The following is a 26,486-nucleotide window of genomic DNA, read 5'->3' on the forward strand; positions in this document are numbered from 1 at the left end:
GCGCAGCGCTTGCACCCGACGCCCGGCTGCCTATAGCTTGGCGGAATGTCCGAAGACCTGTTCGCCTCCGCCCAGTCCACCACCTCGCCGGGCTATGACGCCTCTACTATCGAAGTGCTCGAAGGGCTGGAGCCGGTCCGGCGCCGTCCGGGCATGTATATTGGCGGCATCGACGAGCGCGCCTTCCACCATCTCGCCTCCGAAGTGCTCGACAACAGCATGGACGAAGCCGTCGCCGGTCATGCCACACGGATCGAGATCAGCCTGGAACCGGGCAACAAGCTGACCATCACTGACAATGGTCGCGGCATTCCGGTGGATGATCACCCCAAATTCCCCGGCAAGTCGGCGCTGGAAGTCATCCTCACCACGCTTCATTCGGGCGGCAAGTTTGAAGGCAAGGCCTATGCAACCTCGGGCGGCCTGCATGGCGTGGGCATCAGCGTCGTCAACGCCCTGTCGATCAGGACGGTGGTCGAGGTCGCGCGCAACAAGGAACTGTTCCGCCAGAGCTTCAGCCAGGGCCTGCCCACCAGCGGCCTGGAAAAGGTCGGCGCCGCCCCCAACCGGCGCGGCACCGCGGTCAGTTTCATCCCTGACAGCGAGATTTTCGGCGAGCAGAAATTCAAGCCGGCCAAGCTCTATCGCCTCGCCCGGTCCAAGGCCTATCTGTTCGCCGGGGTCGAGATACGCTGGAAATGCGCGCCCGAACTGATCGGTGACGACACCCCGCCCGAAGCGGTATTCCAGTTCCCCGGCGGCCTGGCCGACCATCTGAAGGAGCAGCTGGGCGACCGCGAATGCGCCACCACCCAATTTTTCTCGGGCAATCAGGATTTTCCGGGCGAAGCCGGCCGGGTCGAATGGGCGGTCGCCTGGCCGCTCTGGTCCGACGGCAGCTATAGCTGGTATTGCAACACCATTCCCACGCCCGATGGCGGCACCCATGAAAACGGCCTGCGCGCCGCGCTGGTGAAGGGCATCCGCGCCTTTGGCGAACTGGTGGGGCAGAAGAAGGCGAAGGACATTACCGCCGATGACATCATGACGTCATCGGAAATCATGCTGTCGGTCTTCATCCGCGATCCCCAGTTCCAGAGCCAGACCAAGGATCGCCTGACCAGCCCCGACGCCGCGCGCCTGGTCGAAAATGCCGTGCGCGACCATTTCGACCATTTCCTGACCGACCATATGGACCGGGGCAAGGCGCTGCTCGCCTATGTCATCGACCGCATGGACGAGCGCCTCAAGCGCAAGCAGGAAAAGGAGGTCAAGCGCAAGACCGCCACCAGCGCGCGCAAGCTGCGCCTGCCCGGCAAGCTCACGGATTGTTCGAATGATGACCCGGAAGGCGCTGAAATCTTTCTGGTCGAAGGTGACTCGGCCGGCGGATCGGCCAAGCAGGCTCGCGACCGCAAGACGCAGGCGATCCTACCCCTGCGCGGCAAGATCCTCAACGTTGCCTCAGCAAACACCGCCAAGATATTGGCAAACCAGGAAATTGCCGACATGATCCTGGCGCTGGGCTGCGGCACGCGCAAGGATTGCAACCCCGATAATCTGCGCTACGAACGCATCGTCATCATGACCGACGCCGATGTCGACGGCGCCCATATCGCCACCCTGCTGATGACCTTTTTCTTCCAGGAAATGCCCGAACTGGTGCGGCGCGGCCATCTCTATCTGGCGCAGCCGCCGCTCTATCGCCTGACCGCCGGCGGCAAGAGTCTCTATGCGATGGACGATGCCCAGCGCGAGGCGATGCTGGCCAAGGAGTTCAAGGGCAAGAAGGTCGAGATCAGCCGCTTCAAGGGGCTGGGCGAAATGAACCCGATGCAGTTGCGCGAAACCACCATGGATCCCAAGACCCGCAGCCTGATCCGCATCACCCTGCCCGACGACATCGAGGACCGGCAGCAGGTGCGCGATCTGGTCGAGCGGCTGATGGGCACCAACCCCGCCCATCGCTTCGCCTTCATCCAGGAAAATGCGGCGGCGGTCGATGAGGAAGCGATTGACGCATGAGGCTGCTGGCGGTCGCGCTTGTCCTTATCGGGATGGCGCTGCTGCCGGGCCGCGCCATGGCTGATCCGGCCCCTGCCTTTCGCGCGCGCGCCACGCAACTGGTGACCATCCTCGCTGGCCCCGGCAACGAAGCCGACTTCTTCTCCCCCGTCTTCATCGACGCCATCCCGGTCGACCGCTGGCGCGCGCTCGCCGCCGACCTGCGCCGCCAGCATGGCCGTCCGGTCGCGCTTGGCGCGCTCACCCAGCAAAGCGCAACCGCCGGGCAGATGGAGGTCCGCTACGAACGGGCGATCGTCGCCATCACGCTGGTGATCGCGCCCGATCCGCCCAACCGCGTCGTCGGCCTGCGCATCATCGGCAGCCGCCAGGCCGATGACAGCATGGCCGCGGTGCTGCGCGACATCGCCGCCCTGCCGGGTCGCAGCAGCTTCGCCATCGCCCGGCTGACCGATGCCGGTCCCGTCCTGCTCCAGTCGCACCATCCCGACCAGCCGATGGCGACCGGCTCCTCCTTCAAGCTGACAGTGCTGGCCGAACTGGCGCGTGCGGTGCAGGCCGGCGAGCGGCGCTGGAGCGATGTCATGCCGCTCGGTCCGAAAAGCTTTTCCGGCCGGCTGATGGCATGGCCTGATCACGCGCCGATGACGCTGCACAGCCTGGCGACCGCGATGATCGCCGAAAGCGACAATAGCGCGTCGGACACGTTGCTGCTGGGCCTCGGCCGCGACAAGGTCGACGCCATGCGCCAGCGCTTCGGCATCGCCGATCCCCGCAGCCTGCCAATGCTGACCACGGCAGAGGCCTTTGCCCTGAAGATGCCGGCCAATGCCGAATTGCGCCGCCGCTATGAGGCCGGGACCATCGCCGATCGCCGCGCCCTGTTGCGGGATGCCGCCACCCGGCTGACCGCCGCTCATGTCGATGTCGGCACCGTGTCGGAAAATCCGGTGGCGATCGACACGCTCGAATGGTTCGCCAGCCCGCAGGAGGAAATCGCCCAGCTCGACTGGCTGCGCCGCACCGGTGGCGATGCCCTGTCGATCATGGCGGTCAATCCGGGCATCGCCCCCGCCAACGCGAAACGCTGGCGCTATTTCGGCTATAAGGGCGGCAGCGAACCCGGCGTCATTGCGATGAACTTCCTGGTGCAGGCGCAGGACGGCCAATATTACGCAGTCAGCGGCGCCTGGAATGATCCGGTCGCCCGCGTCGACGAAGGCCGCTTCGTCATGCTGATGACGCGCGCGCTCAACCTGCTGGCCGACTGATCGCCCGGTCCGGCGCCTGTCCTACACGCCGCCGATCCTCTATACATGCCCGATGGGACATGGACGACACTCGCAACAATCCATCACCAGTTGGACATTTAATGTCAAAATGCGCGGGAAATATGCGAAGTTAAGCGGACCAAATCCTATTTTCCTGCCCCCGCCGGGTCAGGCCGTGAGCGCCTCGACCAGCGCCTTGACCTTCTTCTGGCGCCATTGCGGCAGCGGGGCGATCAGCCAGTAGCTGAGCATTGTCGGCAGGGCATCGCCCACCTTGCGCACCCGTCCATTCTCGATATCCGCCTGCGCCAGCAGCAGAGGCACGCTCGCCCGGCCAAAGCCGTTCGCCGCCGCCTCGATCGCCAGGCCCGCATCCGCCACCCGGATTGCGGCGGGCAGGTCGCCCGTGGGGCAGCCGGGCCATTCGATCCGCTGCTCCGGCCCGCCCGCCGCCGCTTCCACGGTGACGAAGGCGGTTTCGCCGATCTTGATGCCCTCATGCTCGCCCGCGCCATCGGTCAGGCGCAGCGCCAGGTCCAGATTGGCCTCGGTAAAGTCCAGCGCCTCGTCGGCGGCGACCAATGAGAAGGTCAGGCCGGGCTGGCTCGCGGCATAGGCGGCCAGGCGCGGCTGCAGCCATTTGGCGGTGATGTCGCGCGGCGCGGCGATCGTCAGCGACGAACTGGACTGGCCCGCCTGCATCGCCCGCACCGCTTCCTCGAACTCCAGGAAACCGGCGCGCAGCGCTTCAAGGCCCGCTTCGGTTTCGGGCGTCAGTTCCAGCCCCTTTGGCGTGCGGCGGAACAGCACCACGCCCAGCATATCCTCCAGCGCGCGGATCTGCTGACCGACGGCCGCCGGCGTCACCGCCAGTTCGTCCGCCGCGCGGGTGAAGGACAGGTGGCGTGCCGCTGCATCCAGCACGCGCAGGCCGTTGAGCGGCAAATGGGTCCGCTTCATTCGGCCACCGCCGGCGCGATCAGCGCGAAATGGGGAATGGTCACCTCGAACGTCTCGCCATCGGAACCGATCATCGTATAGGCGCCGCGCATCGACCCCGTCGCCGTGTTGAGCGGGCAGCCCGACACATAGTCATAGCTTTTGCCCGGTTGCACCACCGGCTGTTCCCCGATCACGCCTTCACCCTCCAATTCCTGCTGAATGCCCCGCCCATCGGTAATGATCCAGTGACGGCTCAGCAGTTGCACCGGCTGTTCGCCCTGATTTTCGATCCGGATATGATAGGCCCAGAACCAGCGCCCCCGGTCCGGCTCCGACTGTTCGGGCAGGAAAGTCACGGCGACATGGACGATGATGTCCCGCGTCGTCGCGTGCAGGGGGAACAATGCGTTCATATTTCCCGCATGCGCCTCCCTGCCCGGTTCCGTCAACGCCCTATCGTCTTGAGCGCCTGGTCGAAGTCCGCGATCACATCGTCCGGATCTTCCAGGCCGACGTTCAGGCGCAGCATATCCTCGGTGATGCCGACTTCCAGTCGCGCCTCTTCGGCCATGCCGAAATGGGTGGTCGATGCCGGATGGGTCATCAGCGAGCGCGAATCGCCGATATTGTTGCTGATGTCGACCAGTTCCAGCGCATTGAGCAGGCCATGCGCCTCGGCCCGGCCGCCGCCGACATAGAGCGAGAAGATCGGTCCGGCCGCGTCCATCTGCCGCATCGCCAGCGCATGCTGCGGATGGCTCTCCAGCCCCGGATAATTGACCTTGGGCAGGCGGGTTTCGAGGAATTGCGCAACCTTGAGCGCATTCTCGCTCTGGCGGCGAATGCGCAGGTCCAGCGTCTCCAGCCCCTTCAGCACGACCCAGGCGTTGAACGCGCTGAGCGTCGGGCCGGTGTTGCGGTGGAAGGGCAGCAGCACATTGTCGATCCAGTCGCGGCTGCCACAGATGGCGCCGGCCAGCACGCGGCCCTGCCCGTCCATCATCTTGGTCGCGCTATAGGCGACGACATCGGCGCCGAACTCCATCGGCCGCTGCAGCGCGGGCGAGGCGAAGGCGTTGTCGACAACGGTGGTGATGCCGCGGGCCTTGGCGATCGCGCAGACGGCAGCGATGTCGACCACGTCCATGGTCGGGTTGGCCGGCGTCTCGAAGAAGAAGACCTTGGTATTGGGCTGTGCCGCCGCTTCCCAGGCGGCAACATCGCTGCCGTCGATCGTCGTCGTCGCGATACCGAATTTGGGCAGCAGCGTGTCGACCAGCCAGCGGCAGGAGCCAAAGGCCGCCTTGGCCGCGACGACATGGTCGCCGGCCGACAGCTGGCACAGCAGGGCGGCGGTCATGGCCGCCATGCCGGTCGCGGTCGCGCGACAGGCTTCGGCGCCTTCCAGCAGGGCGATGCGCTGTTCCAGCATCTCGACGGTCGGGTTCTGCAGCCGGCTATAGGTCATGCCCTGCTGTTCACCGGCGAAGCGCGCGGCAGCGTCCTCGGCCCGGTCGTAGCAATAGCCGCTGGACAGGAACAAGGCCTCGGACGTCTCGCCATATTCGGTGCGCGCGGTGCCGCCCCGGATGGCCAGCGTCGCCGGCTTCCAGTTCTTGGTGATCTCAGGGTTCTGACCGCTCTTCCGCTTCATATCGCCTTCCGCATATCCGTCGTGACGCGCGGCGTTTCGCCGCCCAATATCTGTGCCATCTGGCTCATGTCGCCATTACCGCCCGAGAGGATAACCGCAACCTTCTTGCCGCGCATCCGCTCCTTTTCCTGGATCAGCGCGGCCAGCGCCACCGCACCGGCGCCCTCGGCCAGATTATGCGTGTCCTGCCAATAGATGCGGATGGCGTCCGCCACCTCGTCATCGGTGACGCCGACGAAGCGGTCGGCCCGCGGCCCGAAATAGTCGAGCGCGGCCTGAACCGGGGTACAAACGGCGACGCCATCGGCAAAGGTATAGGCGGTCGGGCTGGTGAGCAATTGCCCTGCCTCGAACGAGCGCTTGGCCGCATCGACATGGGCGGAAACGACGCCGACGACCTTGGTTTTGAGGCCCAGCGCATCCCTTGCCGCGATCGTGGCGCACAGGCCCGATCCGCAACCGACAGGGACGTAGACGGTGTCGAGGTCCGGCACAGCATCGAACAGTTCCAGCCCATAGCTGGCGACACCGCGCACCAGTTGCGCATGATAGGCCGGGACCATGAACAGCCCCTGCTCGGCGGCCAGGCGAACCGCCTCCGCCTTGGCGCTGTCGAAATCATGGCCATGCTCGATCAGGGTGGCACCGAATGCGCGCATCGCGGCATTCTTCTCCAGCGCATTGCCATGGGGGACAACGATCGTCGCCTGCAGACCGGCGGCGCGGGCCGCGCGCACCTGCGCCTGGCCATGATTGCCGCGGGTCGCGGTGATGATGCCCGTCACCTCGGGATGGGCGCGGCGCAGCCAGTCGATATATGTGATAGCGCCGCGCACCTTGAAGGCGCCGGTCGGCGTATGGTTCTCATGCTTGACCCAGGTTTCGACGCCGATCCGCCCGGCCAGCAGCGGCCAGGCATATTGCGGGGTCGGCGGCACCTGGTCACGAACCATGGCGGCAGCGGCACGAAGGCTGGGCAGGGAAAAGTCGTCCATGCCGCTGCCTAGCTGGCGTGCGGAAGAGCCGACAGGACCGATATGCGCGAATTGGCCCCCTTAGGCGGCCCTTCGCACCCTTAGGCGGCCCTTCGCACCCTGCCCTCGATCAGCGGATGCAGATGCGCCTCTTCCCACTCCATATGGTCATAGAGCATGTCCTGCAGCGCCAGCGTCGCCCGCTTGTAATTGCCCCAGTCAGCCATGATCTGGGCAGGCGTCCATTGCTTGATATGGTCGCTGTAGCGCAGGAACAGGGCCACCATGGTGCGGCCATGCTGATGCACGACCGGCTCGGCTTCCATCGCCAGCGGTCCCTGGCGCAAGCCCCGCGCCAGCATGTCCTCACGCCCCATATGGTCGCGGAACAACTGGGCGAAGCGGATGCGCCAGCGGGTCAGGAGTGCCATGTCGCGGACGTCATCGTCCATCATGCTGGCAAAATCCCGCATCATGCCCCGCAGGACATGATGGTCTTCAATCAGTTCAGTCGGCATTTGCGTCCCCATTCACCGCTCATATCGACCGGAAACGAAGAAACTTTACGTTCGCGTCACGCAAATGCGACGAACCGAAGCGGAATTAAAGCGCGGCGAGAACCGCGTCGCCCATCTCCACCGTGTTCATCGTGCCGCCCAGATCCGGCGAACGGGCACCGTCGGCCAGCGCCTTGGCCACCGCCGCCTCGATCCGGTCGGCCGGCTCGGGCAGGTTCAGCGAGTAACGCAGCATCATCGCCGCCGACAGGATGGTCGCCAGCGGATTGGCCTTACCCTGGCCGGCAATGTCGGGCGCGGACCCGTGGATCGGCTCATAGAGGCCCTGGCCGCCGCCGTTCAGCGTTGCCGATGCCAGCATGCCGATCGAGCCGACACACATGCTCGCCTGATCCGACAGGATATCGCCGAACATGTTGCCGGTGACGATGACATCGAACTGGCCGGGGTTGCGGACCAGCTGCATCGCGGCATTGTCGACATACATATGGGTCAGGGCGACGTCGGGATATTCGGCCGACACCTCGATCACCACGTCCCGCCACAGCTGGCTGGTTTCCAGCACATTGGCCTTGTCGACCGAGCAGAGCTTGCCGCGACGGGCGCGCGCCGCCTGGAAACCGGCATGGGCGATGCGGCGCACTTCGGCTTCGTTATAGGACATGATGTCATAGCCTTCGCGCAGGCCATCGGTGGTGGTGCGCATGCCCTTCTCGCCGAAATAGACGTCGCCATTGGTCTCGCGCACGATCAGCAGGTCGATCGATCCGGCCACTTCGGGCTTCAGCGCGCTTTCGTGCGCCAGTTCGGGGAAGACCTTGGCAGGCCGCAGGTTGGAGAAGAGGCCCAGTTCCTTGCGCAGGCCCAGGATCGCCTGTTCCGGACGCAGATGCCGTTCCAGCGAGTCGCAGTCGGGATCGCCGACAGCGCCGAACAGGATGGCGTCGGCGCGCCTGGCGATGTCCAGCGTCTCGGGCGGCAGCGGATGGCCGACCGCCTTGTAGGCCGAACCACCGACCAGACCTTCTTCATAAGTGAGGCCGTCGATCGCCAGCGCATCAAGCACGCGCTTCGCCTGCGCGACGATCTCGGGGCCGATACCATCTCCAGGGAACAGGGCGATCAACATGGGAAACCTCTTTCTAAATCTCTGCCGGCACGGTTCCGCGAAAGAAAATGGCCGCCGCTGCCCGGTGGGCGAACGGAGAATGCGGAAACGGCGCGCCCGCCCTTGCAAAAACTGCGCGCGTTACGCAACCGCTCTTTTCAGCCGATCGACCAGTCTTTCGCGCGCGGCCATCACATCGGCCCGCCTTTCGGTTAGCACGGACCGCTCCAGGAAGAAGCCGGTCAGGCGCAATCCATCCATCATCTGCGGCCAGTCGCCAGCCCCGCCCTGCAACAGGAAAGGCGGCAGCGGCAGCAGGCGCGCCTCATAGCCCTCCGCCCCGACCCGGCTGACCGCCGCCGCGCTGCGCGGGCTGACAAAGGCCAGGTCGTCGGCGGTGCCAGTGGCAGCGCAGCGGCTGAGGTCGAGGCCAAACCCCAGTTCCGCCAGCAACAGCAATTCGTAGCGGACCAAAGCCGCCGCCCAGCCCCGCGCCGCCGGCGCCGCCTCGACCGCGCCAAGCACGCCATCGAGCGCTTCGTAAAGCGTCGGATAGGGCGTTCCCTCCGGCAAAGCCGCCGCCGTCAGCGCGCAGGCCCAGTCGATCGCCGCCGCCGGCAATGGCTCGCCCAGCAGGGGCGCACGGCTATGCTCCAGTTCGACGGTCAGGCTTGCCAGTTGGTCCTCGGTACGGGCGCGGAACTCCGCCTTCACCGCATTGCCCGGCAGCAGCACCGGGCGCAGCGCCCGCGACCGCCCGCCGCGCACATAGCCCGCGACCAGCCCATGATCGGGCGTCAGCAGCCGCGCGACCGCGCCATGTTCGCCATGGGCACGCAGCGCGCAGACGATCCCGGATGTGATGAGGATGGGCATGGCGCCTTCCTATCGACGATCCGGCATCCGTGCCAAATCTAATGTTGCGGCTGCGCCTCGCCACGGGTGCGCCACAGCGACAGGCCGATGCCTGCACCCAATACCCCGGCCGTCACCAGCAGGGAAAAGGCCGGCGGGATCTTCTCCAGCCCCAGCGCATCGGCCAGGAAGATCTTGGCGCCGATGAAGATCAGCACCACCGACAGCGCATATTTGAGATAATGGAAGCGGTGGACCGCGGCCGCCAGCGCGAAATAGAGCGCGCGCAGCCCCAGGATCGCGAAGATGTTGGAGGTATAGACCAGAAAGGGATCGGTGGTGATGGCGAAGATCGCCGGCACCGAATCCACCGCGAAGATGACGTCGGCAATCTCGATCATAACCAGCGCCAGGAACAGCGGCGTTGCATGGAGCAGCGGCTTGCCGCCCGGCTCGGCCGGCTGGCGCACGAAGAAATGATCGCCCTCCACCCGGTCGGTCACGCGCATGTGACGGCGCAGGAAGCCGAGCAGCCGGTTGCCCTCCATCGTCTGTTCTTTGCCCACGGTCCACAACATGCGGATGCCGGTGAAGATCAGGATCGCCGCGAAGACATAGAGCGCCCAGGAGACATTCTGAACCAGCGCCGCGCCCAGTCCGATCATGATCGCGCGCAGGACGATGACGCCGATGATGCCCCAGAACAGCACCTCATGCTGGTAGCGGCGCGGCACATGGAAGAAGGAGAAGATCATCGCGATGACGAAGACATTGTCGAGCGCCAGCGATTTTTCGACGACGAAGCCGGTCAGATAGGCGACTGCCGCCTCCTGCCCCATCTGCCAGGCGATCCAGCCGCCAAAGGCGAGGCCAATGGCGATGTAGAAGCCGGCCAGCTTCACGCTCTCCCGCACGCCGATCTCGCGCTGCTTGCGATGCAGCACGCCCAGATCCAGCGCCAGCAGCGCGATGATGATCGTCAGGAAGAGCGCCCACATCCAGATGGGCTTGTCGAGAAAGTCAGTCGTCAGGAAATCCATGACAGGTCCGTGCTGCGAATATGCAGGTCAAGCGGACGGCGTGGCTCCCGGTTCCCTCAGCGGAAATATGTCGAAAAGCGGCAATCGAACAGCAATGATCAGTGGCCCGGCGCAGGTCAGGCTGCACCGGGCCATTTATGATCAGCCCGGCATCATGGAGCCGGTATCGATGAAGCGCTGGTGCCAGGCAAATGCCTCGGCCGGCAGCATCGGCGACTGCAGGCCATAGCTGCCCTGCATCGCCCGCCTGAAATAATCCTTCAGCATCGGGCGATAATCGGGATGGGCGCAATTGTTGATGATCAGTTCGGCACGCTGGCGCGGCGCCAGCCCGCGCAGGTCGGCCAGCCCCTGTTCGGTGACGATCACCTGCACATCCTGGTTGATATGGTCGACATGGCTGGCATGCGGCACGATCGCCGAAATCTTGCCCTGCTTGGCGGTCGAAGGCGTCATGAAAATCGACAGATAGGCGTTGCGGGCAAAGTCACCCGATCCGCCGATGCCGTTCTGGATGCGCGATCCCATGACATGGGTGGAGTTCACATTGCCATAAATGTCCGCCTCGATGAGGCCGTTCATGGCGATACAGCCCAGGCGGCGAACCAGTTCGGGATGATTGCTGATTTCCTGCGGGCGCAGGATCATCTTGTTGCGGAAACGGGCCATGTCGGCATTGAGCCGCGCCGCCGCCTCGGGGCTGAGCGAGAAGGCGGTGGCGCTCGCCATGCGCAGCTTGCCGGATTCCAGCAGGTCGAGCATGCCGTCCTGGATGACCTCCGTATAGGAGACCATATTGTCGAACGGCGCATCGATCAGGCCGGTCAGCACGGCATTGGCGATATTACCGACGCCCGACTGGAGCGGCAGAAGCGATGCCGGGATGCGGCCCATCTTCACTTCATGGCCGAGGAATTCGAGCAGATGGCCGGCGATCGCCCGCGCACTGTCATCGGGCGGGGTGAAGGGCGCGTTGCGATCGGGCGAGTCGGTTTCGACCACCGCCAGCACCTTGGCGGGATCGACGCGGAAATAGGGTTCGCCGATGCGATCGTCGGCGCGGGTCAGCGGGATCGGCACGCGGCTCGGCGGCAACGCCGTGCCGTAATAAATGTCGTGCATCCCTTCAAGCGCGGCATTCTGCCAGCTATTGACCTCCAGGATGATACCCTTGGCGCGATCGAGCCAGGTCTTGTTGTTGCCGACCGAGGCGGACGGGATCAGCAGGCCGTCGGGCGTGATGCCGGTCACTTCGACCACGGCGACATCCAGTTCGCCCAAAAAGCCCTGCCACGCCATCGGCGCGACCTGGCTCAGATGCATGTCGAAATATTGCATCTCGCCGCGGTTGATCCGCTCGCGGGCGATCGGATCGCTATTATAGGGCAGGCGAAATTCGACGCCGTCGGCCTTGGCCAGCGCACCGTCCAGTTCCGGCCCGGTCGACGCGCCGGTCCACACCTTCACCCGGAACGGATCGCCGGCCGAATGGGCAGCGGTGATTCGGTCGGCGAGCGCCAGAGGGACGGCCTTGGGATAGCCCGAACCGGTGAAGCCGCTCATGCCCACGGTCATGCCGTCGGCAATCAGGGCAGCTGCGTCCTGCGCGCTGCGTCTTTTTGCCGTAAACCCTGCATGACCGATACGATCCGATGCCATCCTCTCGTCTCCATTAAATGTCTGACTGGCGTCCTTGCGCCGGCGCTTAGGTCTGGCTTTTCCGTTCTCCGCACAATAGGGATTCCCGGCACAATATCTGTGCAGGACATGTTCAAATGAGCGACCTGCTTCTTTCGATCCGCACCTTCATACGGCTATGTGAAAAGCCCAGTTTCACGCGCGTCGCTGCCGAGATGCATGCGAGCCACACCACCATAGCGCGACGGCTCGATCAGGTGGAAGCCCATTTTGGCACCGTGCTGTTTCATCGCACCACGCGCCGGCTGGTCCCGACGCCGGAAGCCGACCAGTTGCTGGTCCACGCCCGCACTCTGGTCGATGCGCTGGAAGTGGCCGAACAGGAATTGCGCCCGGTCCAGGGCGATGTCAGCGGCACGGTGCGGATCGGCGTCACCACCGCGCTGGGCCTCTATTATCTGGGCCTGCTGAGTCTGCTGAGCGATCAGCATCCCGGCCTGCGGATCGACATGGCGATGACGGACTGGCAGCGCGACCTGGTCCAGGACCGGCTCGATCTGGCGCTGCGCGTCGGCCCGGTCGGGGACGACATGCTGGTCGTGCATCGGCTGGGTGCCCTGCCCCGCATGCTGGTCGCCCATCCCGACTATGTCGCGCGCCATGGCCTGCCAACCAGCGCCGACGACCTGCCCAGCCATCGCTGCATCGCCTATGGCTATGGCGACCTGCCCGCCAAATGGACGGTGGACGGCCGCGACCAGTTGATCAGCGGCCCGTTCCGCAGCGACAATAGCGAGGCGGTGCATCGCGCCGCGCTTGCCGGCCTAGGCATCGCCATGCTGCCTGCCGTGCGGGTGGCGGAGGATCTGGAGGCGAGGCGCCTCGTGCGCGTTCTCCCCGCCAGCCAGATCGACCCAATCGACATTTTGGCGGTGCATCCTGCGCTGAAGCGCCTGCCCGCCCGCGCCCGGCTGGTGCTCGATTTCCTGAAGGCGAATTTCCCCGGCGACCCGCCCCAGCGCTAGGCGGCGCGCAGTTCCTCCAGCACGTTACGCACCGTTTCCTGCAATTCCTGCGAACGACTGGACAAGGCCGTCGCCGCCGCGTCGGTTTCGCCCATGGCCGATTGCGCCTCCGCCAGCGCCAGGCTCAGCGCTTCGGCCTGGGACGCCGCTTCGGCGATATGGCGGGCCATCTCCTCGGTTGCCGCGGCGATCTCGCCGGTGGCGCGTATCTGCTCCGCCACATCATCGACGATGCCGGCGGTCGACCGGTCGATGGTATCCGCCGATTGGGTCGCGACATCGATCGCACCCGACACGCTGTCGGCCGCGCGGCGAATATCCTGCAGATAGATGTCGATCTGGCGGGTCGCCTCGGCCGTCTGCGCGGCGAGGCTCTTCATCTCCGATGCCACGACGGCGAAGCCGCGCACTTCGCTGCCGCTACGCGCTGCCTCGATCCCGGCATTGAGCGACAGGGTTCGGCTCTGGGCCGCGATCTGCGAAATCAGCGCGACGATCGAACTGGCGGAATCGACCGTCGCCGACAGCATGTCGACCTCTGGCGTCAGCGCACGGGTTGCCATCGCGCCACGCAATGCATTGTCGCGGGTGTGGCTGGCGCTGCCGCCGACGCCATTGATCGAAATGGCCAGCTTTTCCGTGTCCTGCGCCACCGCGCGGACATCGCCATCGGCGCGGGCATGGGCCTTGCGCAATTCGGCCGAGCGCTGGGTCGTGCGATCGAGCAGATCGAACAGCCATTGCTTGCTGGCCGACAATTGCTCGGCCAGTTGGCCCAGATCGCCGACCACCGCGCCCAACCGCGCCTCCAGCGCATCGGCCACCAGCCGGCGCCGCTCGCTTGCCTCTTCGGCCCGCCGCGCCGCTTCCTCGATCGCGCGCTGCCGGGTGGCAATTGTCTGCGCCCGCTCCAGTTCGGCCAGCGCTACCTCGGCCCGCTCCTTCGCCGCATCGGCTTCCTTGCGCAGACCTTCGCTCCGCTGCCGCTCCTCGGTCTGCAGGCGGATGGTCTGGGTCAGCAGCGACACGATCCACCACAGCATCAGGGTCTGGATCACCACGATCAGCGCATGCACCAGCACGCGAGGCAGATCGCCCTCGCTGGCGAACACCCAGGCGGGATAGCTATAGTTGAGGATCAGATGGTGGAGCGCCGTCACGCCGGCCGCGACCAGCAACGCCCGCCGGTCAAGCAGCACGGTCTGCGCCGCCAGCGCCGCGAAAAAGCCCATATGCATGTCCATCTGCCAGCCATGGCCGCGCAGCAGGAAGACATAGAGCGCCGGGATCGCCACCGATGTCACCGCCAGCGTCATGCGGGCCGGCCCCGAAATATCGCGCCGCCGTACCATATGGGTCGGCAGCAGCGCCAGCAGCGCGGCCGCCAGCGCGCCGACTTCCGCATCGGGTGCCTTCAGCCACCATCCGATCAGCATCAGCGCCGGCACATTCAGCCAGAATAGCCACATCAGCATGCGCGCACCGGCCAGGCGGATGCTTTCCATCGGGCGTTCGACGTTCATGCCCGCCCTCCCTTGCCAGCGCAGAGGAAATCGGGCGCCGCCAGCAGCAATACGCCGCGCGTCAGCATCGGCCAGGCCAGGCGGTCGCGATCCCCCCGCACCACCAAAGCGCCATCGATCTGCCCCTTGCCGATCGGGATCGCGCCGACCGCAATCAACCCCGCCGCCAATCCATGGCCGCTGACCGTCGTCAGGGGAATGGCGAGCATGTCGCCCCGCGCCGGCGGCGCCAGAACGCCCGCCAGCATCATAAAACCGACCGTCGCCAATTGCGCAGCCGCAAGCCCCCACCTGTTCCCCACTCTTGTCTCCCCTGCCGATCGGCCGGGGAAACATCGCCAGCAATTGTTAACGCGTTACTTATGAGCCAGCAAAAATCATTGCGTTATCGTCACATTTTTCAGCCGTGGAAATAATCATAGACCTGCTGGGCCACCGCCTTCGACACGCCGGGTGCGCGTTGCAGATCCTCCAGCGCCGCATCGCGCACCGCCCGCGCCGTCCCGAAATGCATCAGAAGCGCCTTTTTCCGGGCCGGGCCGATGCCGGGCACCTCGTCCAGCGACGACACGGTGATCGCCTTGCTGCGCTTCGCCCGATGCGCGCCGATGGCAAAGCGGTGCGCTTCATCGCGCAGGCGCTGCATGTAGAAGAGCAGCGGATGATTGATCGGGAAACTCACCTCCCGGCCATCCACCAGATGGAACACCTCGCGCCCGTCGCGGCCATGATGCGGCCCCTTGGCGATACCGATCATGCAGACATCCTCGATGCCCATATCCTCCAGCATCGCCCGCGCCGCCGACAACTGCCCCTTGCCGCCGTCGATCAGCACAAGGTCCGGCCATTCGCCGCCGTCGCGATCAGGGTCTTCGCGCGCCGCCCGGCCAAAGCGCCGCTCGAACATTTCGCGCATCATCGCGAAATCGTCGTTCGAGATGTCCGGGTTCTTCATGTTGAACTTGCGATAGGCGTTCTTGCGGAAGCCCTCCGGACCGGCGACCACCATTGCTCCCAGCGCGTGCGCGCCCTGGATATGGCTGTTGTCGTAAATTTCGATCCGGTCGGGCACGCCGTCCAGCCCGAAGGCCTCGACCATCTCGTCCAATATCTTGGCCTGGGTCGTGGTCTCGGCCAGGCGCCGGTCGAGCGCCTCCACCGCGTTGCGCTGCGCCTGTTTGATCAGGCGCGTGCGCTCGCCGCGCTGGGGCACCTCGATCCGTACCTTGCTGCCTAGCCTTTCGCTCAGCGCCAGCGCCATCAGCTCGCACTCGGCCGGCTCACGGTCGGTCAGGATCAGCTTGGGCGGCGGCACTTCCTCGTAAAATTGCGCCATGAAGCTTTCCAGCACCTCTTCGGTCGCCACATCATTGGTGTGGCCCGGGAAGAAGCTGCGATGGCCCCAATTCTGGCCGCCGCGAATGAAGAAGGCCTGGATGCACATCGATCCGCCCTTCTCCGCCAGCGCGAAGATATCGGCGTCGCCCAGCCCCTCGGCATTGATCGCCTGCGATCCCTGGATGAAGGTCAGCGCCTTCAGCCGGTCGCGGATCATCGCCGCCTGTTCGAAATCCAGCGCCTCGGCTGCCGCCTCCATCGCCGCGCCCAGCTTCTGCTGCACGGCGGTCGACTTGCCGCCCAGGAAATCCTGCGCGTCCTGCACCAGTTCGGCATAGCCGGCCGTGTCGATGCGATCGACACAGGGCGCCGAGCAGCGCTTGATCTGGTACAGCAGGCAGGGCCGCGAACGATTGGCGAAGAAGCTGTCGGTGCAGGACCGCAGCAGGAACAGCTTTTGCAGTGCGTTGATCGTCCGCGTCACCGATCCGGCGCTGGCGAAGGGGCCATAATAGCGCCCCTTATATTTGCGCGCGCCGCGATGCTTCTGCACGCGAGGAAAGGCATGATCCTCGCGCAACAGGATGAAGGGGAAACTTTTGTCGTCGCGCAGCAGGACATTATAGGGCGGGCGATAGCGCTTGATGAGCTGCGCCTCCAGCAGCAGCGCTTCGGCTTCGCTGTTGGTGGTGACGATCGTCATGCTGCGCGTCTGCGCCACCATGCGCCGCAGCCGGTTGGGCAGCCGGTCGACCTGGGTATAATTGGCGACCCGGTTCTTCAGCGCCCGCGCCTTGCCGACATAAAGGACGTCGCCGCGCGCATCCTGCATCCGATAGACGCCGGGCCGGGTCGGCAGCGTCTTCAGCGTCGTGCGGATCGCCTCCACGCCCGCATCGATATCGGGCTGGCTGCCGGTGACGGTATAGGTCGCCTTGTCTTCGTTGAAACGGTCGGGGGATTGCGGCTGCGACATGGCCGCAGAGATAGCGGCACCGGCGCGGATCGCAATGGCGGTGTGGAACAAAGGGCGGCCAACACCGCCATTCATGATTGCCATTCATGGCTGTGTTGCCGAAAGCCGGCCTAATCAACAGCCTGTCGACTTCCTACATGGGACAGGCACAGGTCGTCCCACGGCCCGCGCCCATCCAAGAATAGCAGCGGAGGGGCATATGCCCTGCACACCGCGAACCTCAAGCAAAGGGACATCCCCATGGCCACCAAAGCCTATGGCGCCAACGCCGCCGACAAGCCGCTCGAAGCCCTCGACATCGAACGCCGCGCCGTCGGTCCGCATGATGTCGCAATCGATATCGCCTATTGCGGCGTCTGCCATTCGGACCTGCACCAGGTCCGTTCCGAATGGGACGGCACCCTCTATCCCTGCGTTCCCGGCCATGAGATCGTCGGTCATGTGACCGCCGTTGGCGATCATGTCAGCGCCTTCAAGGTCGGCGACACGGTCGGCGTCGGCTGCATGGTCGACAGTTGCCAGGGCTGCCCCTCCTGCGACGAAGGGCTGGAGCAATATTGCGAGAGCGGCTTTGTCGGCACCTATAATGGCAAGACCGATGATGCGCCGGGCCACACGCTGGGCGGTTATTCGCAGAATATCGTGGTGAAGGACAAGTTCGTCCTCAAGATCAGCCACCCCGCCGATCAGCTCGCCGCCGTGGCGCCACTACTGTGCGCGGGCATCACCACCTGGTCGCCGCTGCGCCACTGGAAGGTCGGCCCCGGCAAGAAGGTCGGCATCGTCGGCATTGGCGGCCTGGGCCATATGGGCATCAAGCTGGCCCATGCCATGGGCGCCAAGGTGGTGGCCTTCACCACGTCGGAGTCCAAGCGGCAGGACGCGCTGGACCTGGGCGCCGACGAAGTCGTCGTCTCGCGCAATGCCGAAGAGATGCAGGCTCATGCCAACAGCTTCGACTTCATCCTGAACACGGTCGCGGCCAGCCATAATCTCGACGCCTTCACGACTCTGCTGAAGCGCGACGGGACGATGACACTGGTCGGCGTGCCCGAACATGCCCACCCCTCGCCCAATGTCGGCGCGCTGATCTTCAAGCGCCGCAGCATCGCCGGCTCGCTGATCGGTGGCATCGCCGAAACGCAGGAAATGCTCGATTTCTGCGCAGAGAAGGGCATCGTTGCGGACATCGAGATGATCCGCATCCAGGATATCGAAGACGCCTATGCCCGCATGCAGAAGAGCGACGTCAAATATCGCTTCGTGATCGACAACGCCACGCTGGCGGCCTGATCGCAAGTAAAGGGGCGAATGGCCAACGGCCATTCGCCCCGACTGCGGGCCATGCCCGCCCCTTTCCGGGGGAAACCCCGATTGCTCCCAGCTTCCCGTCCCGGTCCAATCACCGGACGTCCAAGCGCGAAGGAGCCAGCCATGTCCGATCCCCTGCCATCCTGGAACGACGGACCTGCCAAGGCCGCGATCCTGGATTTCGTCGCCCGCGTGACAGGCTCGGGACCGGAGCATATCACCGCCCCGCAGCGCATCGCCACCTTCGACAATGACGGCACGCTCTGGGCGGAACAGCCACTTCAGACCCAGTTCCTGTTCGGCCGCATGCTGCGCGCAAAGCTGATCGAACAGGAACCGGAACTCGCGCAGCAACAGCCTTTCAAGGCCTATGTCGAACAGGACATGCCGGCGATAAAGGCGCTGGGGAAGCTAGGGCTGCTGGAGGTTGCCGCCCGTGAGCATGCGGGTGCGACCGAAGAGGAATTTGACAGGATCGCACGCGACTGGCTCGCCACCGCACATCATCCCCTGCTCGACCGGCCCTTCACCCGATGCGTCTATCGCCCCCAGATCGAATTGCTCGATTTCCTGCGCGCCCATGATTTCAAGACCTATATCGTCTCGGGCGGCGGGCTCGACCTGATGCGTGCCTTCGCCGAAGACGTCTATGGCATTCCGCCCGAACAGGTGATCGGCTCCAGTCTTTGCACCCGGTTCGAAATCGACGGTGATGGCGTCGCGCAGCTTGTCAAGCTGCCCGAACTCCACTGTTTCGACGACCGCGAGGCGAAGGCGCAGAATATCGCCCTTCATATCGGCCGTCGCCCGATCCTGGCCTTCGGCAATTCGGACGGCGACCTCGCCATGCTCCGCTATGTAAAGACCGGATCAGGGCCACGGCTGGCGCTGCTGCTGCATCATGACGATGCCGTTCGGGAATTTGCCTATGATCGGGATTTCTTCCTGAGCCCCTTGGCCGAGGCGCTGGACAAGGCCCCGGATTATGGCCTGACCCTGGTCAGCATGAAGCAGGACTGGAACAGCATCTTCGTCTGATCCGTTGACCGCGCCACCTTGGAACAACCGGCCGTGGCACTCCGCACGCTGGCGCGCCTATGACCGCCTTATGGTCCATCTCCTTCCCTTCACCCCCGATCATTTCTCCACCCTGTCGGGCTGGTTCGGCAGCGACGCGGATGTCGTTCAGTGGGGCGGACCCTATGTCCATTTCCCGCTGTCCGACGAACAGATGGCCGCGATGCTGAACGAAGGACGCAGCGATCCGCCCGCGCGCCTGTGCTGGATGGCGCAGGACGACGGTCAGCTTGTCGGCCATGTCCAGATCGCCTTCGACTGGCGCAACGGCAATGCCACGCTGGGCCGGGTCGCGATCGCGCCCGATGCGCGGGGCCGGGGTCTGGCAGTGCCGATGCTGCGCCTTGCGCTCGCCAGCGTCTTTGCCTTCGATGCCGTCGAGCGGCTGGAGCTCAATGTCTATGCCTGGAACCGGCCCGCCATCCGCAGCTATGAACGGCTGGGCTTCGTGACCGAAGGCGTCCGCCTGTCCTCCGTCCGGGTCGGCGATGCGCGATGGGATACCGCGATCATGCGGATGCTGCGATCCGAATGGACGGACAGCACGCCAGCCTGAACCCAAACAAAAAGGGCCGACGCCTTCCGGTGCCGACCCTTTTGCTATTTCTGCCTGTTCGATCAGGCGACCGGGCCAAGACCCTTGATCGCATCATCGACCAGCGCCTTGTCCGCCTTGGCATCATGGCCTTCGGCAATCAGGGCGGCGGCAGCGCCGGTAGCGGCCTTCACCGCCTTGGCACGAATGTCGGCGAGTGCGCTGCGCTCAGCCGCACCGATCTTGTCTTCCGCCATCTTCTGGCGACGGGCGACCAGATCGGCAGCCTGCACCTTGGCATCGGACAGAAGCGTTTCGGCTTCATGCTCGGCCGACTTGCGCATGGCGTCGGCTTCGCCGGCCGCAGCGGCCAGCTTGGCTTCATATTCGCCCTTGAGCGCTTCGGCTTCGGCACGAAGCTTCGATGCTTCGGCCAGCTGTTCCTTGATCTGGGCGATCCGGCCATCCAGCACGCCGCCGATCAGGCTGGGCACCTTCTTGATCAGCAGGATGACGATGAACACCGCCATCGCCAGGCTGACCCAGGCTGTCGCGTCCATGCCGACCGCCTTGGGATCGGTATGCGGCGCGACGCCTTCATGCGCCACGGTGCCAACCGGCTCCATGCCTTCGGCGTGGATTGCCTGATTGAGGTGCGGGGCCTGCGCCTCGCTATGCTCTACTGCTGCCTCAGCCATGAGCCAGTGCCGCCTTTACTGCGTTGCGGGCCGCTTCGTCCGACGCTTCCACGCCGGAAATCCGGACGACCATGTCGCGCGCCGCATCGGCGGCGACGGTTTCAATCTGTGCCATGGCGGCATCCGTGGCGGTCTTGATCCGGGCTTCGGCAGCGCCGATCTTGTCCTGGATCTCCGCATCGGCGGCGGCCAGCTTCGCTTCCGAAGCCTTGGCGGCATCCGCCTTCGCCTTGGCCAGCGTCGCCTGGGCGGCGGTGCGGCTTTCGGCATCACGGACGCGATAGTCCGCTTCCGCTTCGTCGGCGCGGGCGAAGGCTGCCTTGGCAGCATCGAGATCACCCGAAATCTTCGCGTCGCGCGCGTCGGCCGTCGCCTGCACCTTGGGCACCATGCCGCGGCCGATGACGAAGAAGACGAAGCCGAACGTCAGCAGCAGCCAGAAGATCTGGGAAGCATAGGTATCGGCGATTTGCGCGATTTGAGGCATTTTTATCCGTCCGAAAAGGGGGCGGTCGTCAAGGGGCAGGCAGCCAGGCTGCCCGCCCCGTCGATCTTTAGGCCACGAAGACCAGGATCATGGCGATAACGAACGCCAGCAGACCCAGAAGTTCGGCGGCGGCGAAGCCGATGAACAGGCGACCCTGCTGGCCGTCAGCGGCACCCGGATTGCGCAGCGCGCCTTCGAGGAACGAGCTGAAGACGTTGCCCACACCGAGGGCGGCAATGCCCGCACCGATCGCGGCCAGGCCAGCACCGAGCAGCTTTGCGGCTTCTGCGTCCATGTTCTAAACTCCTTTTTCTAAACCAATTAAGCGTTGAAGAATGTACGAAAACTCAGTGCAGGTTTTCGGCGTCGTTGATGTAGACCGAGGTCAGCAGCGCAAACACATAGGCCTGGATCACGGCGACCAGCACTTCGAGTGCGCTGATACCGACCATCAGCACGAAGCTGGCGGCACCGACGGTCAGACCGAAACCGGGGCCAGCATTCGAGCTGTTGATGACGAAGCCGGCCAGCACCTTGAGCAGCACGTGTCCGGCGGTCATCGCCACGAACAGTCGCAGGCCCAGGCTGAACGGACGCACCATGAACGAGATCAGCTCGATCGGAAAAATGACCGGGATCATCGGCAGGGGCGTGCCGTGCGGCACGAACAGGGAGAAGAAGTGCAGCCCATGCTTCCAGAAGCCAACGATCAGCACGATCGAGAAGCTCATGATCGCCAGCACGCCGGTGGCGGTGAAGTGGCTGGTGAAGGTGAAGGGGTGTACCCCGACCAGACCCAGCGGCAGCAGACCCAGAAGGTTGGCCATCAGGATGAACATGAAGAGCGAGAAGACATAGGGAATGTACTTCTTGCCGCCTTCACCCACGTTCGAGATCAGCAGGTTCTTGATGAAGCCGGTGAAATATTCGACCGCCATCTGCCAACGACCGGGCACCAGTTCGCGCTTCATGCCGCCGATCACGAAGATCCACAGCACCACCGCAGCGGCGACCATATAGAGCGCGCTGTTGGTGAAGGCGATGTTGAAGCCGCCGATGGACAGGTGATCGGTACCGAACAGCGGTTCGATCGCAAACTGATGCATCGGATCGATTTTGCCGGATTCTGCCACTTGGACCCCTGTACCGTCTAATATTCGGACTAAGACAAAAGCGCCCCTATTGATCGGAACGCTTCGTCGTCGTCAATCTGATGATGTTCCTGAACGCCGCCACGATCCCGAGACCGAGGAAGACAAGCAGGAGCCATGGGGATGTGCCGAGCAGCCGATCGAGAACCCAGCCGATCAACGCACCACCGACAAGACCACCGATCAGCTCTGCGAGAACCCTGTTGCCCAGACGCGAACCATCGTCCGCCTGCTGCACCTTCGTCCCCTGTCTGACCTGCTCGGCATGTTCCGCCTGCGCAATTCTCGCTTCCAGTGAAGCGATCCGCGCATCTTCCCCCGCCGGGTCCTGCCCGGATTCACCCGCAACCATTGCAAATCCTTCCATCAGGCTGAAACCCAATGGCAGGCGGCATGGCGCTTGCGGCTGCACCCGTCAAGGCGCGGCCCGTTTAGAAAGGGGATGACGGATAGTCAACTATACTTGGGCAGGAGATTATCCTGCCCAGACGAACTGGCGGTCAAAGTCCGCCAGCCACGCGCGATTTACTGGCCTGCGGTGGCGCAATAGGCCGGCAAAGAGATCGCCCCGGCGCCCTTGGTCTGCCAGGCACCACCGCCGACGCGATAGACCTGCCCCGGCTTCACCCGGCTGCTGAGCGTCTGGCAACCGGTTGCGGCCGCCACATCCTGCACCGTCACACCACGCTTGCCGGCCAGATCGGTATAGACGGCGCGGCGCTTGATGTTGATCGATTCGACCTCGGCCCGCACATCCGCGCCCACCGTGCCGGCGATACCCAGATAGCCATCGGCCTGCTCGCCCACCGTGCCGGCGGCGATCGCGGCGGCCGCACCACCCTGGGCCTGCGCGGCGCCGGCCAGAACTAGGCCGCCCAGCACAGCGGCGGCCAGCATGAACTTGCGTGTCATTGCGGGAACAACTCCGGGTTATTGTTGATCAGATCCTTGGCGTCCTTCTCCAGACGGACGACGACCTCCTGCTGGACCTTCACGTTCAGATTGATCTCGATCGGCTTGTCCGGGGCCTTGACCTGGATGCATCCCCCCAGGGCCGAAGCGGCCAGACCGGCCATCATGATTGCTGCTATCTTCATTTCGGCTCCGTATTTGACACAGTCTCGCTTGCCGCAGGCTGAACCGCAAGACCAGATTGCAGATCGGCCGCGCTTTGTGCGCGCATCTTCTGCTGGGCATCCTCGCCAATCTGGTCGCGGATCACCTGCGACGGGTCGACATAGGATTGGGCGGATTTCATCAGGCCGCGGAAAGGCGCGGAAATCCGCACGTTGAAGATGAAGGGCAGGCCGACGAAGCTTTTCGCTATCCCCTGCGGCGCACCGCCCAATTGGCCCCGGTTGACGCCGTTGAACACCACATTGGTCACCATCTCGCCATCCAGCGCGCCATCCATCAGGATGGTGAGGCATTTATATTGCAGATCCTTCAGCGCATCGAATGCGACCTTGCCCATAACTCCGACTTGTTCGTTCGATACCGGCCCCACATAGGACAGCACGCCGGACTGGCGCGTTGGATCGCAGGGGATGCTCGGCAGCACGCCCTCGGGCATGATCAGCGGCGCCATGCCCTGCTGCCGCGCGACCAGCACGCCGCCGGCAACCCGCCCGCCCTGCGCATTGAAGATCAGCGGCATGATCCCGTCGAACGTGCCGGTCGCCGACACGTTCTTGAGGTCCATAGCCTGGATGAAGGCGCCAGCGTCGAGGCCGATGACCCGGAAGGTCAGATAGCGGTCGACATCGGCACCAAAGTCCATGGTCGTGGGCAGAAGCACCAGTTCGCCACCCGAGAAAGGAAAGCCGCCGCCCTCGATATGCACCTTCTGGCCGGCACCCAGGCGATAGCGCACCGTACCATTGCGTGCCTCGACCCCCGGATTGACCAGCGCGATTCGCGCCTCCTGCCCGGTCGGCGTCACCATGTTAAGCAGGTCGGAGAAGCGGATCTCGCCCGACAGTCCCTCGACCGGGCCGAAGGCCGCCGCCAGATCCAGCCGATCGGTCCGGAAGACGCCATCGCTGCTGACATCGGACCCGGTCCAGCGGATATGCCCCTCGCCGGTCACGCGGCCAGCGACATTGGCGATCACGCCGAGCGTCAACGGCGTCAGTTCCTCCGGCTGCAATCCCGCCCCGAAGCCAAGGTCCGGCACGGTCAGGTCGGCATGCCCCTTCCCGCTGCCCAGGTCGTGCGCAATATCGGCGCGCGCCACCGTGGCGCCCTTGCCCGGCACCTGCAGCGTGCCGGTCGCGGTGATTCGGCTATCCTTCATCGCCAGGGCAAAGTCAGGCACGGACAGCGGGTTGAAGCGCACCGAAGGCTGCGCATCGCGCACCTGCATCGCCGCCTTGAGCGACAGCGCACCCTTGGCAAAGGCCCAGCCGCCCGCACCCTGCTCGACGATCAGCGGCACGGTGCCGATCCGTCCGCCCGCGCCCTTGATGTCGCCGGCAAAGCCATCCTTCGTCGCCGCACCGGTGACGCTCGTCGCAGACAGGCGCACCGGCGCATCCTCCGGGCCGATGGCAAAGTCTGCGTTGCCCAGGGTGAAGCCGGTCTGGCCCAATATCAGCCGGGCGTTGTCCGCCCTGAGCCGCATCGGGCTGTCACCGCTTCGCCCGTTCAGCGCCACATTGCGAAGCTCCGCACCGCCCTTCATACCGCCCGGCCCCATGGCGAAGAGCGCCGAATTGGGCAGCGGGCAGAGTGTCTGCCGGGTCTGCCCCAGCGCGAAGCTGCCATAGCGCGCTTCCAGCAAGGTCAGTGGCGCGCAATGTTCGTTGATCGCGATCGCGCCATCGGGCGCCAGCCGGCCATCGATCGGCAGGCCAAGACCGCGAACACCCCCATCGGGCAGCGGCCCATCCAGCCGCAACGCGGTCGTGAAGCGCGTATCGCCCTTTGGCCCGGCAACGAATCGGACAGGCTCGAACGCCAGTCGGGCGCCGTCGGCCGTATAGGGATCGATGAACAGCTGCCCGCCAAAGCCGCCGCCGGCGCGCCGAGCCAGCCGGAGCGCCGCCTTGGGCAAGCCGCCGCCCTGCGACGTGATCGCGCCGTCCAGCGCCCAGTCGATCGCTGCGCCGCCCTTGCCCGGCCAGGCCAGCGTCACCCGCCCTTCGCGCGCCACGGCCACCTGCGCGCCGCTGCGCGCTGCAAATTCGGTATCGGTCAGCACCAGACTGCCGGCATCGCCCTTCTGCGCCAGCGCCACCCGCGCCCGCAGCAGATTATCCGCCCCGGCCCGCTGTGCCGCATCCGCCAACCGCAGGGCCAGCGGCGCCACCGGCGTGCCAGCCGTCGACGTGCGCAAAGCCGCCAGCGGATCACGCCCGGCCATCCGCCCGTTCCGCGCGGTCAGATCGCCGCTGAAGGTCGCATCACCGCCGCGCAGCGTCCAGTCACCGGCCAGTTCGGTTGGCCCCGCCAGCACCCCGGCACCGGAAAAGGCGCGCGCGCCGATCCGCGCCCGCCCGGCCATGGCCTGGGCCGAACCGTCGAACTCGATCCGACCGACAGGAGCCGCCAGCAGCATGCCCTGCGCCTTGAGCGCCTTGCCCGCGAGCTGGGCCGATCCGTTCCAGCGGTCCAGCCCCTGGCCCAGCCACAGATCGATCTCGGCCGTCGGCGCAGCCATCGCCATGTCCGCGCAGGCGAGCGCATCGCCCTTGATCGGCCCGCGCAGGTGCGGCCGGCCGTCCACCATCGCCACATCCAGCCAGGCGCTGGCCCTGGCCACGCCACAGCCGGCCATCCGTGCCCTGGGCATGGCAGCGGCCAGCTTGCCGCGGAAACCCGATTTCAGATTGCCATTGCCATCGATCTGCATGCCGACCGCACCCGCATCGGTATCCAGCCGCAACTGCGCATCGCGCAGGTGAAGCAGCAGGTCGGGCATGGCGAAGGGCGCGGTCGAATCGGGATCGCGAAACTTGTCCAGTTCGCCCAGCGTCAGCACGCCGTCGCGATAGGCGCCGCGCATCCGCACGCCACCGGCGCGCACCGCCGCCACCTGCGGCGTCACGCCGGAAAAGGCGATGTCGACCTCCACCCAACGAGCGGTCAGGTCCGGCCGTGCCGGATCGCCCAGCACGACATTCTCGATCCGCTGGGTGCGCAGACCCACCTGCGTCAGGTCATAATTGGCCTGAACCCCGCGCCGGTTCAGTTCGCGGTTGACGAAATTCTCGGCGATCGGCGCGCGCTGCGTCCACAGCGCGACCAGCACCAGGCCGAGCGAACCCGTCCCGACACCCAGCCAGCGCAGCCAGCCCCGGCGAATTTCGGCTTCGCCGTTCTCGTCTTCCATCTGCCTG

26 protein-coding genes are annotated in these 26,486 nt (G+C 65.2%); 6 read left to right on the plus strand and 20 right to left on the minus strand.

The window, feature by feature from the left end:
• Positions 1-45 precede the first annotated feature (45 nt).
• Positions 46-2,025, plus strand: a complete 1,980-nt coding sequence (gene parE / locus E5554_RS15775) for a DNA topoisomerase IV subunit B (protein WP_122928075.1) — start codon at positions 46-48, stop codon at positions 2,023-2,025.
• Positions 2,022-3,296 carry a serine hydrolase gene (locus E5554_RS15780; protein ID WP_136187387.1) on the plus strand — a complete coding sequence of 425 codons (1,275 nt, stop codon included), beginning with the start codon at positions 2,022-2,024 and terminating at the stop codon, positions 3,294-3,296. Before parE ends, E5554_RS15780 begins: the two co-directional genes overlap by 4 nt.
• Positions 3,297-3,464: 168 nt before the next feature.
• Here E5554_RS15780 and E5554_RS15785 read toward each other — a convergent pair whose 3' ends face one another.
• The 9 genes from E5554_RS15785 to E5554_RS15825 form a co-directional block, all read right to left on the minus strand.
• Complete coding sequence (locus tag E5554_RS15785) at positions 3,465-4,256, minus strand: LysR family transcriptional regulator (RefSeq protein ID WP_136187388.1); 792 nt, start codon at positions 4,254-4,256, stop codon at positions 3,465-3,467.
• Positions 4,253-4,651 carry a Co2+/Mg2+ efflux protein ApaG gene (apaG, locus tag E5554_RS15790; RefSeq protein WP_004207375.1) on the minus strand — a complete coding sequence of 133 codons (399 nt, stop codon included), beginning with the start codon at positions 4,649-4,651 and terminating at the stop codon, positions 4,253-4,255. Before apaG ends, E5554_RS15785 begins: the two co-directional genes overlap by 4 nt.
• Positions 4,652-4,683: 32 nt before the next feature.
• Positions 4,684-5,892, minus strand: a complete 1,209-nt coding sequence (locus E5554_RS15795; protein ID WP_004207376.1) for an aminotransferase class I/II-fold pyridoxal phosphate-dependent enzyme — start codon at positions 5,890-5,892, stop codon at positions 4,684-4,686.
• Positions 5,889-6,887, minus strand: coding sequence for a threonine dehydratase (locus E5554_RS15800; RefSeq protein ID WP_136187389.1), 999 nt, complete (start codon positions 6,885-6,887; stop codon positions 5,889-5,891). The genes E5554_RS15795 and E5554_RS15800 overlap by 4 nt, the downstream gene beginning before the upstream one ends.
• An 80-nt stretch (positions 6,888-6,967) precedes the next feature.
• The gene (locus E5554_RS15805; RefSeq protein ID WP_136187390.1) at positions 6,968-7,384 is read right to left on the minus strand and encodes a hypothetical protein; all 417 of its coding nucleotides are present in this window, start codon (positions 7,382-7,384) and stop codon (positions 6,968-6,970) included.
• 85 nt (positions 7,385-7,469) lie between these two features.
• On the minus strand, positions 7,470-8,513 hold the full coding sequence (leuB, locus tag E5554_RS15810; RefSeq protein ID WP_136187391.1) for a 3-isopropylmalate dehydrogenase: 1,044 nt from the start codon (positions 8,511-8,513) through the stop codon (positions 7,470-7,472).
• A 120-nt stretch (positions 8,514-8,633) separates the two neighbouring features.
• A complete protein-coding gene (gene recO, locus E5554_RS15815) occupies positions 8,634-9,368 on the minus strand; it encodes a DNA repair protein RecO (protein ID WP_136187392.1) in 735 nt (244 codons plus the stop codon).
• A gap of 38 nt (positions 9,369-9,406) precedes the next feature.
• The gene (locus E5554_RS15820) at positions 9,407-10,387 is read right to left on the minus strand and encodes a TerC family protein (RefSeq protein WP_136187393.1); all 981 of its coding nucleotides are present in this window, start codon (positions 10,385-10,387) and stop codon (positions 9,407-9,409) included.
• Positions 10,388-10,528: 141 nt separating this feature from the next.
• A complete protein-coding gene (locus E5554_RS15825; RefSeq protein ID WP_136187394.1) occupies positions 10,529-12,046 on the minus strand; it encodes an acetyl-CoA hydrolase/transferase family protein in 1,518 nt (505 codons plus the stop codon).
• Positions 12,047-12,162: 116 nt separating this feature from the next.
• On the opposite strand from E5554_RS15825, the gene E5554_RS15830 reads away from it, so the two are divergent.
• Positions 12,163-13,050, plus strand: coding sequence for a LysR substrate-binding domain-containing protein (locus E5554_RS15830; RefSeq protein ID WP_136187395.1), 888 nt, complete (start codon positions 12,163-12,165; stop codon positions 13,048-13,050).
• Here the strand turns inward: E5554_RS15830 and E5554_RS15835 are convergent.
• From E5554_RS15835 to uvrC, 3 genes are all read right to left on the minus strand, one after another.
• Complete coding sequence (locus E5554_RS15835; protein WP_136187396.1) at positions 13,047-14,573, minus strand: methyl-accepting chemotaxis protein; 1,527 nt, start codon at positions 14,571-14,573, stop codon at positions 13,047-13,049. The two genes, E5554_RS15830 and E5554_RS15835, sit on opposite strands and share 4 nt — an antisense overlap.
• Positions 14,570-14,875, minus strand: coding sequence for a hypothetical protein (locus E5554_RS15840; protein ID WP_247594287.1), 306 nt, complete (start codon positions 14,873-14,875; stop codon positions 14,570-14,572). Before E5554_RS15840 ends, E5554_RS15835 begins: the two co-directional genes overlap by 4 nt.
• A gap of 98 nt (positions 14,876-14,973) precedes the next feature.
• Positions 14,974-16,887, minus strand: a complete 1,914-nt coding sequence (gene uvrC, locus E5554_RS15845) for an excinuclease ABC subunit UvrC (RefSeq protein WP_136188392.1) — start codon at positions 16,885-16,887, stop codon at positions 14,974-14,976.
• A gap of 240 nt (positions 16,888-17,127) precedes the next feature.
• On the opposite strand from uvrC, the gene E5554_RS15850 reads away from it, so the two are divergent.
• The 3 genes from E5554_RS15850 to E5554_RS15860 all read left to right on the plus strand — a co-directional run bounded on the left by E5554_RS15850 (position 17,128) and on the right by E5554_RS15860 (position 19,831).
• Positions 17,128-18,180 carry an NAD(P)-dependent alcohol dehydrogenase gene (locus tag E5554_RS15850; protein WP_136187397.1) on the plus strand — a complete coding sequence of 351 codons (1,053 nt, stop codon included), beginning with the start codon at positions 17,128-17,130 and terminating at the stop codon, positions 18,178-18,180.
• Positions 18,181-18,321: 141 nt separating this feature from the next.
• The gene (locus E5554_RS15855) at positions 18,322-19,236 is read left to right on the plus strand and encodes an HAD family hydrolase (RefSeq protein WP_136187398.1); all 915 of its coding nucleotides are present in this window, start codon (positions 18,322-18,324) and stop codon (positions 19,234-19,236) included.
• A 70-nt stretch (positions 19,237-19,306) separates the two neighbouring features.
• On the plus strand, positions 19,307-19,831 hold the full coding sequence (locus tag E5554_RS15860) for a GNAT family protein (protein WP_063141370.1): 525 nt from the start codon (positions 19,307-19,309) through the stop codon (positions 19,829-19,831).
• A 62-nt stretch (positions 19,832-19,893) separates the two neighbouring features.
• Here E5554_RS15860 and E5554_RS15865 read toward each other — a convergent pair whose 3' ends face one another.
• The 8 genes from E5554_RS15865 to E5554_RS15900 all read right to left on the minus strand — a co-directional run bounded on the left by E5554_RS15865 (position 19,894) and on the right by E5554_RS15900 (position 26,479).
• The gene (locus tag E5554_RS15865) at positions 19,894-20,508 is read right to left on the minus strand and encodes an ATP synthase subunit B (protein WP_004207390.1); all 615 of its coding nucleotides are present in this window, start codon (positions 20,506-20,508) and stop codon (positions 19,894-19,896) included.
• Positions 20,501-20,995: a hypothetical protein gene (locus E5554_RS15870; RefSeq protein ID WP_004207391.1), complete on the minus strand. Its 495-nt coding sequence runs from the start codon at positions 20,993-20,995 to the stop codon at positions 20,501-20,503. The genes E5554_RS15865 and E5554_RS15870 overlap by 8 nt, the downstream gene beginning before the upstream one ends.
• Positions 20,996-21,062: 67 nt before the next feature.
• Positions 21,063-21,290 carry a F0F1 ATP synthase subunit C gene (locus E5554_RS15875; RefSeq protein ID WP_004207392.1) on the minus strand — a complete coding sequence of 76 codons (228 nt, stop codon included), beginning with the start codon at positions 21,288-21,290 and terminating at the stop codon, positions 21,063-21,065.
• A 52-nt stretch (positions 21,291-21,342) separates the two neighbouring features.
• Positions 21,343-22,128 carry a F0F1 ATP synthase subunit A gene (locus E5554_RS15880; protein WP_017503282.1) on the minus strand — a complete coding sequence of 262 codons (786 nt, stop codon included), beginning with the start codon at positions 22,126-22,128 and terminating at the stop codon, positions 21,343-21,345.
• A 46-nt stretch (positions 22,129-22,174) separates the two neighbouring features.
• Entirely contained in the window at positions 22,175-22,498 is a 324-nt protein-coding gene (locus tag E5554_RS15885; RefSeq protein WP_004207394.1) for an AtpZ/AtpI family protein, read from the minus strand.
• A gap of 173 nt (positions 22,499-22,671) precedes the next feature.
• Positions 22,672-23,058, minus strand: a complete 387-nt coding sequence (locus E5554_RS15890; RefSeq protein ID WP_004207395.1) for a YdbL family protein — start codon at positions 23,056-23,058, stop codon at positions 22,672-22,674.
• Entirely contained in the window at positions 23,055-23,243 is a 189-nt protein-coding gene (locus E5554_RS15895) for a YnbE family lipoprotein (RefSeq protein ID WP_004207396.1), read from the minus strand. The genes E5554_RS15890 and E5554_RS15895 overlap by 4 nt, the downstream gene beginning before the upstream one ends.
• Positions 23,240-26,479, minus strand: coding sequence for a YdbH domain-containing protein (locus E5554_RS15900; protein ID WP_136187399.1), 3,240 nt, complete (start codon positions 26,477-26,479; stop codon positions 23,240-23,242). The genes E5554_RS15895 and E5554_RS15900 overlap by 4 nt, the downstream gene beginning before the upstream one ends.
• Positions 26,480-26,486 lie beyond the last annotated feature (7 nt).

Origin of the sequence: Sphingobium sp. PAMC28499 (assembly GCF_004795815.1) — a bacterium.
Taxonomy (GTDB): Bacteria; Pseudomonadota; Alphaproteobacteria; order Sphingomonadales; family Sphingomonadaceae; genus Sphingobium; species Sphingobium yanoikuyae.